Annotated in this window: 16 protein-coding genes and 1 pseudogene; all 17 read left to right on the top strand. The window is 64.7% G+C overall.

Annotation, left to right across the window (positions count from 1 at the left end; all coding sequences use genetic code 11):
* Positions 1–38 precede the first annotated feature (38 nt).
* Complete coding sequence (gene mepK / locus AC1DYX_RS08375) at positions 39–602, top strand: peptidoglycan L,D-endopeptidase MepK (RefSeq protein ID WP_477258193.1); 564 nt, start codon at positions 39–41, stop codon at positions 600–602.
* Between the two features lie 2 nt (positions 603–604).
* Complete coding sequence (locus AC1DYX_RS08370; RefSeq protein ID WP_477258191.1) at positions 605–1,435, top strand: hypothetical protein; 831 nt, start codon at positions 605–607, stop codon at positions 1,433–1,435.
* Between the two features lie 63 nt (positions 1,436–1,498).
* Complete coding sequence (locus AC1DYX_RS08365; RefSeq protein WP_477258189.1) at positions 1,499–1,849, top strand: zinc ribbon domain-containing protein; 351 nt, start codon at positions 1,499–1,501, stop codon at positions 1,847–1,849.
* A gap of 11 nt (positions 1,850–1,860) precedes the next feature.
* The gene (locus AC1DYX_RS08360; protein WP_477258187.1) at positions 1,861–2,169 is read left to right on the top strand and encodes a hypothetical protein; all 309 of its coding nucleotides are present in this window, start codon (positions 1,861–1,863) and stop codon (positions 2,167–2,169) included.
* Positions 2,170–2,235: 66 nt separating this feature from the next.
* Positions 2,236–2,970 carry a GntR family transcriptional regulator gene (locus AC1DYX_RS08355; RefSeq protein ID WP_477258185.1) on the top strand — a complete coding sequence of 245 codons (735 nt, stop codon included), beginning with the start codon at positions 2,236–2,238 and terminating at the stop codon, positions 2,968–2,970.
* A 388-nt stretch (positions 2,971–3,358) separates the two neighbouring features.
* On the top strand, positions 3,359–5,095 hold the full coding sequence (locus AC1DYX_RS08350) for a fumarate reductase/succinate dehydrogenase flavoprotein subunit (protein WP_477258183.1): 1,737 nt from the start codon (positions 3,359–3,361) through the stop codon (positions 5,093–5,095).
* A gap of 21 nt (positions 5,096–5,116) precedes the next feature.
* Positions 5,117–5,350, top strand: a complete 234-nt coding sequence (locus tag AC1DYX_RS08345) for a 4Fe-4S dicluster domain-containing protein (RefSeq protein ID WP_477258181.1) — start codon at positions 5,117–5,119, stop codon at positions 5,348–5,350.
* A 10-nt stretch (positions 5,351–5,360) separates the two neighbouring features.
* Entirely contained in the window at positions 5,361–6,311 is a 951-nt protein-coding gene (locus AC1DYX_RS08340; protein WP_477258179.1) for a HEAT repeat domain-containing protein, read from the top strand.
* Positions 6,308–6,637 (top strand): ferredoxin FdxA, encoded by a 330-nt coding sequence (gene fdxA, locus AC1DYX_RS08335; RefSeq protein ID WP_477258177.1) that lies wholly within the window; start codon positions 6,308–6,310, stop codon positions 6,635–6,637. The genes AC1DYX_RS08340 and fdxA overlap by 4 nt, the downstream gene beginning before the upstream one ends.
* A gap of 52 nt (positions 6,638–6,689) precedes the next feature.
* Complete coding sequence (locus tag AC1DYX_RS08330) at positions 6,690–8,105, top strand: ABC transporter substrate-binding protein (RefSeq protein WP_477258175.1); 1,416 nt, start codon at positions 6,690–6,692, stop codon at positions 8,103–8,105.
* Between the two features lie 2 nt (positions 8,106–8,107).
* Entirely contained in the window at positions 8,108–9,052 is a 945-nt protein-coding gene (locus AC1DYX_RS08325) for an ABC transporter permease (RefSeq protein WP_477258173.1), read from the top strand.
* Positions 9,049–9,921 carry an ABC transporter ATP-binding protein gene (locus AC1DYX_RS08320; RefSeq protein WP_477258171.1) on the top strand — a complete coding sequence of 291 codons (873 nt, stop codon included), beginning with the start codon at positions 9,049–9,051 and terminating at the stop codon, positions 9,919–9,921. Before AC1DYX_RS08325 ends, AC1DYX_RS08320 begins: the two co-directional genes overlap by 4 nt.
* Complete coding sequence (locus AC1DYX_RS08315; RefSeq protein ID WP_477258169.1) at positions 9,911–10,264, top strand: gamma-butyrobetaine hydroxylase-like domain-containing protein; 354 nt, start codon at positions 9,911–9,913, stop codon at positions 10,262–10,264. The genes AC1DYX_RS08320 and AC1DYX_RS08315 overlap by 11 nt, the downstream gene beginning before the upstream one ends.
* On the top strand, positions 10,257–11,030 hold the full coding sequence (locus AC1DYX_RS08310; RefSeq protein ID WP_477258167.1) for a ferredoxin--NADP reductase: 774 nt from the start codon (positions 10,257–10,259) through the stop codon (positions 11,028–11,030). The genes AC1DYX_RS08315 and AC1DYX_RS08310 overlap by 8 nt, the downstream gene beginning before the upstream one ends.
* Before the next feature lie 10 nt (positions 11,031–11,040).
* Positions 11,041–11,790 (top strand): electron transfer flavoprotein subunit beta/FixA family protein, encoded by a 750-nt coding sequence (locus tag AC1DYX_RS08305; RefSeq protein WP_477258165.1) that lies wholly within the window; start codon positions 11,041–11,043, stop codon positions 11,788–11,790.
* 21 nt (positions 11,791–11,811) lie between these two features.
* Positions 11,812–12,777, top strand: coding sequence for an electron transfer flavoprotein subunit alpha/FixB family protein (locus tag AC1DYX_RS08300; protein ID WP_477258162.1), 966 nt, complete (start codon positions 11,812–11,814; stop codon positions 12,775–12,777).
* 62 nt (positions 12,778–12,839) lie between these two features.
* A pseudogene (locus tag AC1DYX_RS08295) lies at positions 12,840–13,025 on the top strand (sulfite exporter TauE/SafE family protein); the annotation flags it as partial.

Below are 13,025 nucleotides of genomic sequence, written 5' to 3'. Positions count from 1 at the left end.
GCGTATCATGGAGTCTGCTACACAGCAAGGAGAAGCTCATGAATCAGCGACGCTCTTTCCTCAAAAGCTCGGCCGTCCTCGCATCGGTGCTCGGTGCGCCCGCCATCCGGACCAGCGCCAAGACCCTGCCGGATGCGCCCGTCTCGCCAGTCGCGCCGAACGAGCGCGTCGTGCGCCYGTACAACACGCACACGGGCGAAAGCCTGCGGACCATTTTCTGGGCCGAGGGCGAGTTCATCCCCGACGCATTGCAGGATATCAACAAACTGCTGCGCGACCACCGCAACAACAAGATCGCGCCCATCGATCCGAAACTGCTGGTCTTGCTGGATCGCATCAGCGCCCAGTACGGCAACCACCCGACCATGCACGTGATCTCGGGCTATCGCTCGCCGGAAACGAACGAGATGCTGCACGAAAACACGGGCGGCGTCGCCAAGCACAGCCTGCACGTGGAGGGCAAGGCCATCGACGTGCGCATTCCGGGGCAGGCCCTGGACAAGCTGCACAAGATGGCGATGGCGCAGAAGGCGGGCGGGGTCGGCTATTACCCGGACTCGCAGTTCGTGCACATGGACGTCGGCCGCGTGCGTTACTGGTGACTATGCACCGGTCCGTCTCGCGCATCATATTGGCGGCACTGCTGGGTGCGGTGCTGCCGGCGCACGCGCAGACGGCGCCGGACGCATCCCGACATCCTACGCCGGCCACAGACATCCAGACCGTCACCGTCACGTACACGCGCGACCCGGTCGACAAGTCCTACCGCAAGATGATCCGCGGCATGGAGCGCTTCGCGCGCGAGCACGCGCTGGCGCCGCAGGCCACGCTGCGCTTCCGCCTGCTGCCCCGCACGCCGACCGTGGACATGCACGGCATCACCTTGCGCGCAATCGGCGACCATATCGCCGTGCCGGTGACCGTCGCGCCGGACAACAGTTTTGTCCTGCCGCGCAACGAGCAGGCGCTGCAGGAAGACGCGGCCGTCGTCGCCAACCGCAAGACGACGAGCATGACGTGGCGCGCGCAAGTGGTGACGCCCGGCCTGCCTCCCGGCACGCGCCGGATGGGCGATTTGCGGCTGGAATGCCTCGTCGGCATGGAGGCCGGGCTCGTGTCGAACAGCTCGCCGCTGTTCGGCTGGATCTCGAACGCCCTCACGAGCCCCGAGCAGGTGTGTAACAGCCCCGACGGCAATTTCCTGTTCTTTACCGAGCGTCCCGTGTTCTCCGTGACCCTGCGCGCGGGCGACCGCACCGAGGTGCTGCCCTTCCGCTTCCTGTACGCGGGCGGCGAGCAGACGCGCGACATGCTGCCGTTCTGCGACTGCCAGGTGCTGCTCGACCGCACCTATTACGCGCCGATCTGGGACCGCAGCTGGCCGGACGGCACGATCGTCAGCTTCGAGTACATGGATAACGGCCCGCCGCCGTAGGAGCTCGACTCTAGCCGAACCAAATGTGAGGAGCTGTGTCCAATGATGATCATGGAAAGCACAATGGGAACCGGGCAGGCCGCGAGGCTGCTGGGGACCACGGTCCAGACTCGGCAGCGCTGGGAGCGTAACGACCAGTTCGCGCTCGGCGAACGCACCTGGGCCTGTGCCTGCTGCGGCGCGCATCACGACCGCGACGTGAACGCGGCGGTCAATCTGCAACGGCTCGCCACCGGCGCCCATGCGGCGCAAACGGCGCTACCCGAGGCGAGCCAGGCGGTGACGCCGGGCACTGCCGCCAGCGATTGGCCGGCGGGAGGCGGGAAAGTGACGCCTGTCAGGCACGAGCACGGTCAGCAGGACGGCTCGGGGCAGGAAGAGATCGGTGAGCACTTGTGCGCACCTTCTCGATAGCAGACCACGCCATGAAGCGCGCGCTCCTCATCCTGGCCCTCGTGTCCGGCTGCGCCACGCGCGCGCCCGAGCCGGGCACGAGCGTGGCCGAGGCCCGGTTCGATACGCTCGTCGTCCCCGGCCGCACCACGCGCGCCGAGTTGCTGGCCGCGTTCGGGCTCACGAAGACGGTCAAATTCGACTCCGGCATGGAAGCGTGGCTCTATACGGCACCGGCGGCAGCCGGTCGCAGCACGGAGTTGGTGCTGCTGCTGGACCGCGACGGCATCGTGCGCAAGCTGCGCAAGCGGCCGCCCTACCCGACCGATCCGCCCCCCTGACGCCCGCGTATTGACTGGACAGGCTCGCTATATAATGCGCTGTCCCCATTGCGTTGCGCCGCCACCTTGAAAATCCAACTCCCACGCTCGTCGACCGTCCCGCTGTACACGCAGATCAAGGAAGCGATCCGTGCCAGGATCATCGATGGCACCTATGTCGCGCACCAGCAGCTGCCGTCGGAAAACGACATGATCGCCGCGTTCGGCGTAAGCCGCATCACGGTGCGGCAGGCGATCAACGACCTACAGAAGGAAGGGTTGCTGTTCAAGGTGCATGGCAAGGGCACGTTCGTCGCCCTGCCCAACGTTTCCCAGGAGTTGACGCACCTGCAGGGTTTTGGGGAAGCGATGCACCGCCTCGGGCATGAAACTTTTTCGGAAGTGTTCGGCCTGAAGACCGTCAAGGCGTCCGCGATCGCCCGCGCCAAGCTGCAGATCGAGGACGGCAGCCCGGTGACGGAGATCCGGCGCGTACGCTATCTGAACCGGGAGCCCGTGTCGATCGACTACTCCTGGGTACGGCATGACGTGGGCTCGCGCCTCACCGAAAAGAACCTGCGCGAGAAAGACTTGTTTTCCCTGCTCGAAAACGAGCTGCGCCAGCCTCTGCACTCCGCCGACGTGGAAATCGACGCGACGTCGGCCACGAACGACGTCGCCACTCGCCTGAAAGTCGCGCCTGGCTCGCCGATCCTGCGCATCGAGCGCCTGACCTATGCGCAGGGCGAGAAGCCGCTCGTGTTCGAATACCTGCATTACCGGGCGGAGACGTTCAAGTACAAGATGAAGGTCTTGCGCTGATCACGCGTCACGCCGACGAACCGCACACATTTCGCGTGGGCGGAGGGCCGCCCACCCTACGACTATTCTTTCGCCCTGTTTTGGCCGTCCCCCTCCCCACAACGGCCATCTGACGCCCCGCGCGCGCACCGTTCCTGATCATTCTCCCGTTCCGACCCCGCGAATCGCGGGCAATTCGACTGGCACGCAATTTGCACATCTTGTTATAACGAGTTATGACGAGGTGCGCACGGTGCCGCACGGCGACGCTAAGGAACCTCAAAAAACCGTAGCGAGCGGCCGCAGTTGCGGTTGAGAAGCGCAGCTGTACGAGAGTACAGCGAGCATCGCAAACCGCAAATGCAACGCGCAGTAGGTTTTTCGAGCTTCCGTTTACTGAGAGGGTGACATGAAGACTATAGAACTGGAATACGACCTGGTGATCGTTGGCGGCGGCACGGGCGGGCCGATGGCCGCGGTAAAAGCCAAGGAAAAGAATCCGAAGTTGCGCGTGCTGGTGCTGGAAAAGGCGAACGTCAAACGCAGCGGTGCCATCTCCATGGGCATGGACGGATTGAACAATGCCGTCATTCCCGGCCATGCGACGCCGGAACAGTACACGAAGGAGATCACGGTCGCGAACGACGGCATCGTCGACCAGAAAGGCGTGTACGCCTACGCGAGCAACAGCTACGCGATGATCGAGGAACTGGATCGCTGGGGCGTCAAGTTCGAAAAAGACGAAACCGGCGACTACGCCGTGCGCAAGGTGCACCACCTCGGCAGCTACGTCCTGCCGATGCCGGAAGGGCACCACATGAAGAAGGTGCTGTACCGGCAGCTGAAGCGCCAGCGCGTCGACATCACCAACCGCGTGGTCGCCACGCGCCTGATCACGGGCGTGAACGGCGAGATCGCCGGCGTCATGGGCTTCGATTGCCGCACCGCCGACTTCTATGTGATCAAGGCGAAGGCGGTCGTGCTGTGCACCGGCGCGGCGGGGCGCCTGGGCCTGCCCGCATCCGGCTATATGTTCGGCACGTACGAGAACCCGACCAACAGCGGMGAGGGCCACGTCATGGCCTATCACGCCGGCGCGGAGCTGACGAACCTCGAATGCTTCCAGGTCAACCCGCTGATCAAGGATTACAACGGGCCCGCATGCGCCTATGTCACCGGCCCGTTCGGCGGCTTCACCGCGAACTCCACGGGCGCGCGCTTCATCGAGTGCGACTACTGGAGCGGCCAGATGATGCTGGAGTTCTACAACGAACTCGAAGGTGGCCGCGGTCCGGTGTTCCTGAAGCTCGACCACCTGGCGGAAGAAACGATCGCGGAAATCGAACACATCCTGCACACCAACGAACGCCCGAGCCGCGGCCGCTTCCACGAACGGCGCGGCAACGATTACCGCCAGAAGGCGATCGAGATGCACATCTCGGAAATCGGCTTCTGCAGCGGGCATAGCGCGTCCGGCATCTGGACCAACGAAAAGGGCGAGTGCTCCCTCCCCGGCCTGTACGCGGCCGGCGATTGCGCCAGCATCCCGCACAACTACATGCTCGGCGCCTTCGTATACGGCAAATTCTGCGGCGAGAACGCGGCGGACTACATCGCCGGCAAGTCCGCGCCGGTGATCAATACCGACATGGTGGAGGCGGAACGCCAGCGCATCATGGCGCCGCTGTCGCGCAGCGAGGGCCTGACGCCGTTCCAGGTCGAGTACAAGACGCGCCGCATCGTGAACGACTACCTGCAGCCGCCCAAGATCACGAGAAAAATGGAAATCGCGCTCGAGCGCTTCGGCGAGATCAAGGACGACCTCGAGGAGCTCAGTGCCGTCAATCCGCACGAACTGATGCGGGCGATGGAAGCGCACACGATCCGCGACTGCGCCGAACTCGCGGCGCGCGCCTCGCTGTTCCGCAAGGAGAGCCGCTGGGGCCTGTACCACCTGTGCGTGGATCACCCCGAGAAGGACGACGAGAACTGGTTCTGCCACACCAACGTCAGCAAGGCGGCGGACGGCAGGATGGTCTTCCGCAAGCGCGAGATCGAGCCCTACATCGTCGAACTGAATGCCGAAGAAAAAGCCGCGTACCAGCGCCTGCGCGTGGCCGGCAGCAAGAACGCCATCGCCGTCTAACCGGATTCGAAAGGAATCATCATGACCATCGCAACCACCCGCACCCAGGCCCCGGTCGTCGTCGACCAGTCGAAGTGCATCGCCGAAAAGGGCTGCACCGTGTGCGTCGACGTCTGCCCGCTGGACGTGCTGGCGATCGACCTCATCTCCAACAAGGCATTCATGAAGTTCGACGAATGCTGGTATTGCATGCCGTGCGAACAGGACTGCCCGACCGGCGCCGTGCACGTCAACATCCCCTACCTCGTGCGCTGAGGTGACTCCGATGATGGCAACCACACTCCACGAACGGCTGAACAGCAGCGACCCGGGCGTGCGCCGCGTCGCGGTGCTGGACCTCCCCTATTCCGACGAGGAAGACGACATCGTGCCGCTGCTCGTCGCCGCGCTGGCCGACCCCGACGCGAGCGTGCGGCTGGAAGCGGCCAAGGCGATCGAAGGCTATGAAGAACCGGAGGTGCTGGAAGCGCTCGTGCCGCTGCTGAAAGACACTGACCCGGAGGTGCGGCGCGCGGCGGCGATCACGCTGGCCGAACTGAAGGAACCGGCGTCGGCGCCGTATCTGCTGCCTTACCTGATTGATTCGGAAGCCTCGGTCCGGATCGCCGCCCTGCACGCGATCCGCGCCCTGCGCGTGGAAACGGCATTCGAACCCGCGATGCAAGCCCTGAATGACATTGATGCCGGCGTGCGGCGCGAAGCGGTGGGCGTGCTCGGCTACCTGAAGAAGCCGGAAGCGATCGGCGCGCTGACGAATGCGGCGGCCAACGATCCGGACCAGGAAGTGCGCCGGATCGCGGTCGGTGCGCTCGGCTACGCCTCGGCCGTCAGCATCCAGCCGACGCTCAGCCGCGTCCTCGCCGATCCGGCGTGGCAGGTGCGCGAGGAAGCGGCGACGACGATGGGCAAGCTCGGGCTGGCGCTCGGCGTGCCGGACCTGGTGCGCGCGATGGACGACGAGTTCTGGCAGGTGCGCGTAAAGGCGGCGCGCAGCCTCGGCAAGCTGAAGGCGAAGGCCGCGGTCCAGGCGCTGTGCCTGGCGTTGCAGCACCCGATGAGCAACCTGCGCAAGGAGGCCGTGATCGCGCTCGGCGAGATCGGCGACACGCGCGCCATCGCCCACCTCGAACTGGCGTTGAAGGACGTGGACTCGGACGTGCGCAAGCTGTCGAAGCTGGCGCTGACGACGATCCAGCTGCAGGGAGGTGCGTCATGACGCACGTCGTCGGCGAATCGTGCATCGGCTGCAAATACACCGACTGCGTGTCGGTGTGCCCGGTCGAGTGCTTCCATGAAGGCCCGAACTTCCTCGTGATCGATCCGGAGGTGTGCATCGACTGCGGCGTGTGCGTGGCGGAATGTCCCGTCGAGGCGATCTATGACGAAAAGGATCTGCCGGACGACCAGAAGGACTACGTCGCGCTGAACGCCAGGCTGGCGGCCCGCTGGCCCCTGATCACGCAATCGACGGAACCGCTGCCGGAGGCCGACGAATGGGCCTCCCGGCAGGACAAACGCGACCAGCTGGTGGAGGTGGCCTAGCAAGGTGGGCCGCGTCGTTTTTCATCTTGTGACTCATTCTGAAGGATTCAACATGACACTTCGCTTCCTCATCCGTATTGCCGCGCTTTCCGCCGCAGCCCTGCTCGCGCCACTGGTCCTGGCGAAGGAGGTCGTCACGATCGGCATCGGCACGCAGAACACCACGACCAACACCGTCACGGGCGGCATCGTCATCAAGGAGCTGGGCCTGCTCGACAAATACCTGCCGAAGACGGGCAAGTACGCCAACATCGATTTCCAGGTCGACTGGCAGAACTTTACCTCCGGCCCGCCCGTGACCAACGGCATGATGGCCAACAAGATCCAGATCGGCATGATGGGCGACTATCCGCTGCTGGTGAACGGCGCCAACGGCCAGCAAAGCCATGGCAACGAAACGCAGCTGATCGCCGTGATCGCCTATAACGCCTTCGGCGCCGGCAACGGCGTGGTAGTCAACAAGGACAGCCCGTATTACCAGTTGGCCGACCTGAAGGGCAAGAACGTGTCCGTGCCGTTCGGCTCGGCGGCGCACGGCATGCTGCTGCAGGCGATGCAGGCGCGCGGCTGGTCGGACGATTACTGGAACCTCGTCAGCCAGACGCCGGAAATCGGCACCAGCAACCTGCGCGAAAAGAAGATCGACGCCCACGCCGATTTCGTCCCCTTCGGCGAGCTGCTGCCGTACCGAGGCTTCGCACGCAAGATCTTCGACGGCGTCCAGACCGGCCTCCCCACCTTCCACGGCGTCGTCGTGCGCAAGGATTTTGCGGACAAGTATCCGGAAGTCGTCGTCGCCTACATTCGCGCCATGATGGATGCGGACGACTGGGTCCGCAAGAACCCGAAACTGGCGGCCGAGAAGATCGCGGAGTGGACCAAGGTCGAGAAGGAAGTCGTCTACATCTTCCTCGGCCCCGACGGCATCCACACGCTGGACCCGACGATCAAGCCGCTGCTCGTGAACTCGGTCAAGACCAGCTACGGCGTGCTGCAGAAACTGGGCAAGGTGAAGGAGTTCAACGTCGATGCCTGGGTCAACGAAAGCTATCTGCGCGCAGCCTTCAGGCAGCGCGGCCTCGACTACGACGCACAGAAGCGCACGCTGGCCAACTACGACATCCAGGGCAAGGATCCGGTGTGCGGCAAGGCGGTGACCCGCCCGAAGGAAGCGGGCGAAATCTGGCTCGACGGCGGCGACATCGTGCCCCTGAGCTCACCGCTCTGCACCTTCATGGGGATCAAGAAATACCAGGACGCTGGCAAGAAAATTGCTGTGGTCTATTTGTTCGACCAAGGACTCGGCATCAAGGTATTTGCCGACCGAGCCTTCTACGCAGTCAACGGCAGCGGCGCGAAGCTGGACGTCGTGCCTTTCCTGCTGAAGAAGGACGCGGAGACCAGCGCAGCAAAATCCGGAGGCACCGTCGCAACCTACGAGCAAGTGCTCGCCAAGATGGAGAAATGATCATGGCTCTGATGGACCGTCACCCAATCACGCCGCCGCCCGCGGCAGCACCACCCCACCCCGCTCCTGCCAGGCCGATACGGCAGCCCAGGCTGGAAGCCATCGAAGGCGGTGCGGCCGCCAGGCCCCGACCGGCCGCCCCGTTCTCGCTGAAGCGCTGGCTGGAGTCGGGCATCGGCGGCGCCGTCCTCGGCTGCCTGTCGATCGCCACCGTGCTGCTGGCCTGGTATCTGGCGACCCGCTACAAGGTCGAATTCTATGTGCGCTTCGGGAACATCCCGACACCGGCGGACGTCTGGCGCAGCATCCTCGACGTCACGCATTCGACCAAGTATGCGGTGAACATCGGGATCAGCGTGCGGCGCGTGCTGATCGGCTTCTGCGGCGCGGCGGTCGTCGGCACGGTCCTTGGCGTCATGGTCGGCCGCTACCGGATCTTCCGTTCGCTGGCACTGCCGGCAATGGAATTGTTCCGTCCGATCCCGGCCATCGCCTGGGTGCCGATGGCCATCATGCTGTGGCCGAACAACGAGGTCAGTATCTCGTTCATCACGTTCCTGGGTGCCTTTTTCCCCATTCTGCTCAACACGGTCCACGGCGTGGAGAGCGTCGACGGCGTGCTGCTGCGCGCCGCGCACAGTCTCGGTGCGAAAGAGAAGGACGTGATCCTGTACGTCGTGATCCCCGGCGCGCTGCCGCACATCTTCACCGGCCTGGCGGTCGGCATGGGCGTCGCGTGGGTCTCGCTGATTGCGGCCGAAATGATTTCCGGTCAATTCGGCATCGGCTACTTCACGTGGGAAGCGTATTCGCTGATTTCGTATTCCGACATCGCGCTCGGCATGATCACGATCGGCGTGCTGGGCCTGTTGTGCAGTAAGGCGATCGACCTGTGCTCGAAGCTCGCCATGCCGTGGATGGCCCTGGCGGCGGGAGCGGCAAAATGAATACGCCTTCCCTGGACAGCCCATCCGGCCATATCGAGGTGCGCGACCTCGACATCAGCTTCAAGGCGCGCGGCGCGACCGTGCAGGCCGTCAAGTCGGTGTCGCTGGACGTGCGGCCAGGCGAATTCGTCTCGCTGATCGGCCCCTCCGGCTGCGGCAAATCCACCCTGATGAACGCGGTCGCCGGTTTTACTCGGGCCGACGGCGGCGTGCTCACGCTGGATGGCCGGCCCATCACCGGGCCCGGTTCGGACCGCGGCGTGGTGTTCCAGCAGTATTCGCTGTTCCCCTGGATGACCGTACGTAAGAACGTCGAGTTCGGGCTGAAGATGAAGAACGTGCCGCCGTCGCAGCGCGAGTCCCAGGCGCGCACCCTGCTCGGCCTCGCCGGCCTGCTGGCTTTCGAAAACCATTATCCGGCGCAGTTGTCCGGCGGGATGAAGCAGCGCGTGGGTATCGTGCGCGCGCTGGCGACCAGCCCGCAGGTGCTGCTGATGGACGAACCGTTCGGCGCACTCGATTCGCAGACCCGTTCCGTCATGCAGGAAATCCTGACGAACATGTGGCAACGACTCAGGCTGTCCGTGCTGTTCATCACGCACGACATCGAGGAAGCGATCTTCCTGTCCGACCGCATCTATGTGATGACCGCGCGGCCGGGACGGATCAAGGCCGACATCAAGGTGCCGCTGCCGCGCCCCCGTACGCCGGACATGATGGACACACCGGAGTTCGCAAGCCTCGTCCGCTCGCTCAAGAAGCTGATTCGCGAAGAAAGCCTGGCCGCGATGGGTGGCGAATTGCGCGACGGCGGCTATGCTGGACTCAGCACGGAAATCGGACCGGAGGGGGTGGCCCATGTCCTGTGACGACGCGGTCTGGCCGGAAGCAATCACCCTGAACGGGCAGGCGCGCGCGCTGGAGCTGGTGTGGGATGGCAGGCAGGCGGCGTTGTCCTACCGGGCATTGCGCCGTTCCTGCCGCTGCAGCGTGTGCGAAAACCTGCGCAGGACTAGCGGCACGGTGCTGCCCGTTGCCGCCGACGTCACGCTGCTGCGGATCGAACCCCTCGGTTCGGCCGCCTTGCAACTGGTGTTCTCGGACGGCCACGAACGGGGCATCTATCCCTGGACGTATTTGAAAGAGATGGCATTCGGCCCGGCGACGAGCGGGCTTCCCGAATCTTTGACGAAAGGATGGCGTGATGAGTAATTTCTACGAGGCGGAAGTATTGTCCGTGCGTCATTGGACAGACCGCCTGTTTTCCTTCACCACGACGCGCGAGGCGAGCTTCCGCTACCAGAGCGGGCAGTTCGCGATGATCGGGCTCGAAGTGGATGGCCGGCCGCTGATGCGCGCCTACAGCATGGTCAGCCCGCATTACGAGGAACAGCTCGAATTCCTCAGCATCAAGGTCCCGGACGGCCCCTTGACCTCGCGCCTGCAGGACATCAAGGTGGGCGATGCTATCCTCGTCGGCCGCAAGGCGTCCGGTACGCTGCTGAGCCAGAACCTGTTGCCGGGCAAGCATTTGTACCTGCTCGGCACGGGCACCGGCCTCGCACCGTTCATGAGCATCGTGCAGGATCCGGACATCTACGACCAGTTCGAGAAAGTGATCCTGGTGCACGGCTGTCGCCACGTCAACGAACTGGCCTACCAGGAACGCATCATGGCCGAACTGCCGAACCACGAATTCCTGGGCGACCTGGTGGCCGACCGCCTGGTCTACTACCCGACCGTCACCCGCGAGCCGTTCGAAAACCAGGGCCGCATTCCCGACCTGCTGAAGAGCGCGCAGTTCTACGACAAGCTCGGCGTGCCGCCGCTCGACATCGAACACGACCGCTTCATGCTGTGCGGCAGCCCCGCCATGCTGAAGGACACCGTGGAAGTGCTCGCCGACCATGGCCTCAAGGAAGGCAACATGAGCCATCCGGGCCATTTCGTCATCGAGCGCGCGTTCGTCGACAAGTGAAGGAACAGGCATGAAGATTCTTGTCCCCGTGAAGCGGGTCGTCGATGCCAACGTCAAGGTGCGCGTGAAGCCGGACAACACCGGCGTCGACCTGGCCAACGTAAAAATGGCCATCAATCCGTTCGACGAGATCGCCGTGGAAGAAGCCACGCGCCTGAAGGAAGCGGATCGCGCGACGGAAGTCGTGGCGGTGTCATGCGGCGTCGACGCCTGCCAGGATGTGCTGCGCACGGCGCTGGCCATCGGCGCCGACCGCGGCATCCTGGTGCGCACGGACGCGGAACTGCAGCCGCTCGCCGTCGCGAAACTGTTGGCCGAAATCGCCAGGCGGGAAGTGCCGCAACTGATCATCCTGGGCAAGCAGGCCATCGACGACGATTGCAACCAGACGGGCCAGATGCTGGCCGCGATGCTGGGCTGGCCGCAGGCCACGTTCGCGTCAAAGGTGCGGGTCGAAGGCGACAGGGTAACGGTCACACGCGACGTCGACGGCGGCCTTGAAACCGTGCAACTGGCGCTGCCTGCCGTCGTGACGGCGGACCTGCGCCTGAACGAACCGCGCTTCGTCAGCCTGCCCAACCTGATGAAGTCGAAGAAGAAGCGGCTGGACGTGGTGCCCGCCGAGACCCTGGGCGTCGCGCTTGCCCCGCGCTGGACCACCCTGGCCGTCACCCCGCCCCCGCAACGCCAGCCCGGCGTGCTGGTGAAGGATGCCGCCGAACTGGTGCACCGTTTGCGGCACGAAGCAAGCGTCATTTAATTTTCGAGGAGCCCTCCCATCATGACGGTACTGGTCATCGCCGAACACGACAATGTTTCACTCCATGCCGCCACGCGCCATGCCGTGGGCGCCGCGCGCCTGTGCGGTGGCGACGTGCACCTGCTCGTCGCGGGACACGATTGCGCCGCCGTGGCGCGCACAGCCAGCGGCGTCGCCGGCGTGGCCACGGTGTGGCACGCCGACGCCCCGCAGCTCGCGCATGGTCTCGCGGAGAACGTCGCCGCCCAGGCGCTGCAACTGCTGGCGCAGGAAACTTATACCCACGTGCTGGCCGCGGCGAGCACCTTCGGCAAGAGCGTCATGCCGCGCATCGCGGCCGGGCTGGATGCCGGGCAGATCTCCGAAGTCACGCGCGTGGTCGCCCCCGACATCTTCGAACGTCCGATCTACGCGGGCAACGCGATCGCGACCGTCCAGGCGCTGGACGCCGTCAAGGTGCTGACCGTGCGCGCCACCAGCTTCGACGCGGCGCCGCCGGGCGACGCCGAGGCCATCGTCCAGGACATGGTGCCGGCGGACGATACTGGCATATCGCGCGTCGTCTCGATGGAACGCACGGTGTCCGCACGGCCGGAGCTGACCTCGGCGCGCGTCGTGGTGGCGGGCGGGCGCGGCCTGGGTTCCGGCGCGAATTTCAACATGCTGGAACCGCTGGCGGACGCGCTGGGCGCGGCCATCGGCGCATCCCGCGCGGCGGTCGATGCCGGCTTCGCGCCCAACGACCTGCAGGTCGGCCAGACCGGCAAGATCGTCGCGCCCGCGCTGTACATCGCGGTCGGCATCTCCGGCGCCATCCAGCACCTGGCCGGCATCGGCGACGCGAAAGTCATCGTCGCCATCAACAAGGATGCGGAAGCGCCGATCTTCGGCGTGGCGGATTATGGCATCGTCGGCGACCTGTTCGAGGTCGTGCCGGCGCTGCTCTCGGCATTGCAGGAGGAAGAGCAAAAGCGTCTGGCCGCCTAGTTGTCTGCTCAACTCGTCATAACAAGTTACATGAGTATCCTGAACCATCAAGATCGGACAACATGCTGACACATACCGGCCTCGCACTGATATCCATTGCCATCGGCATCCTGATCGGCGCGGCCGGCGTCGGCGGCTTTTTCATGCCGCCCGCCCTGATGCTGCTGATGCACATGGACATTCACCAGGGCATGGCGTTGTCCTTGTTCACCTTCATCTTTACCGGCGGCGCCGGCACGCTCTTCTTC

Source organism: Massilia sp. P2_C2, assembly GCF_056404615.1.
Note: the sequence above shows the minus strand (reverse complement) of the source record. Positions and strands in the feature narration are given on the sequence as shown.

Coding starts and splice junctions, on each gene's coding strand:
- AC1DYX_RS08370 (WP_477258191.1), top strand. CDS start 605: ATGCACCGGTCCGTCTCGCGCATCATATTGGCGGCACTGCTGGGTGCG.
- AC1DYX_RS08365 (WP_477258189.1), top strand. CDS start 1,499: ATGGGAACCGGGCAGGCCGCGAGGCTGCTGGGGACCACGGTCCAGACT.
- AC1DYX_RS08360 (WP_477258187.1), top strand. CDS start 1,861: ATGAAGCGCGCGCTCCTCATCCTGGCCCTCGTGTCCGGCTGCGCCACG.
- AC1DYX_RS08345 (WP_477258181.1), top strand. CDS start 5,117: ATGACCATCGCAACCACCCGCACCCAGGCCCCGGTCGTCGTCGACCAG.
- AC1DYX_RS08340 (WP_477258179.1), top strand. CDS start 5,361: ATGATGGCAACCACACTCCACGAACGGCTGAACAGCAGCGACCCGGGC.
- fdxA (WP_477258177.1), top strand. CDS start 6,308: ATGACGCACGTCGTCGGCGAATCGTGCATCGGCTGCAAATACACCGAC.
- AC1DYX_RS08330 (WP_477258175.1), top strand. CDS start 6,690: ATGACACTTCGCTTCCTCATCCGTATTGCCGCGCTTTCCGCCGCAGCC.
- AC1DYX_RS08325 (WP_477258173.1), top strand. CDS start 8,108: ATGGCTCTGATGGACCGTCACCCAATCACGCCGCCGCCCGCGGCAGCA.
- AC1DYX_RS08320 (WP_477258171.1), top strand. CDS start 9,049: ATGAATACGCCTTCCCTGGACAGCCCATCCGGCCATATCGAGGTGCGC.
- AC1DYX_RS08315 (WP_477258169.1), top strand. CDS start 9,911: ATGTCCTGTGACGACGCGGTCTGGCCGGAAGCAATCACCCTGAACGGG.
- AC1DYX_RS08310 (WP_477258167.1), top strand. CDS start 10,257: ATGAGTAATTTCTACGAGGCGGAAGTATTGTCCGTGCGTCATTGGACA.
- AC1DYX_RS08305 (WP_477258165.1), top strand. CDS start 11,041: ATGAAGATTCTTGTCCCCGTGAAGCGGGTCGTCGATGCCAACGTCAAG.
- AC1DYX_RS08300 (WP_477258162.1), top strand. CDS start 11,812: ATGACGGTACTGGTCATCGCCGAACACGACAATGTTTCACTCCATGCC.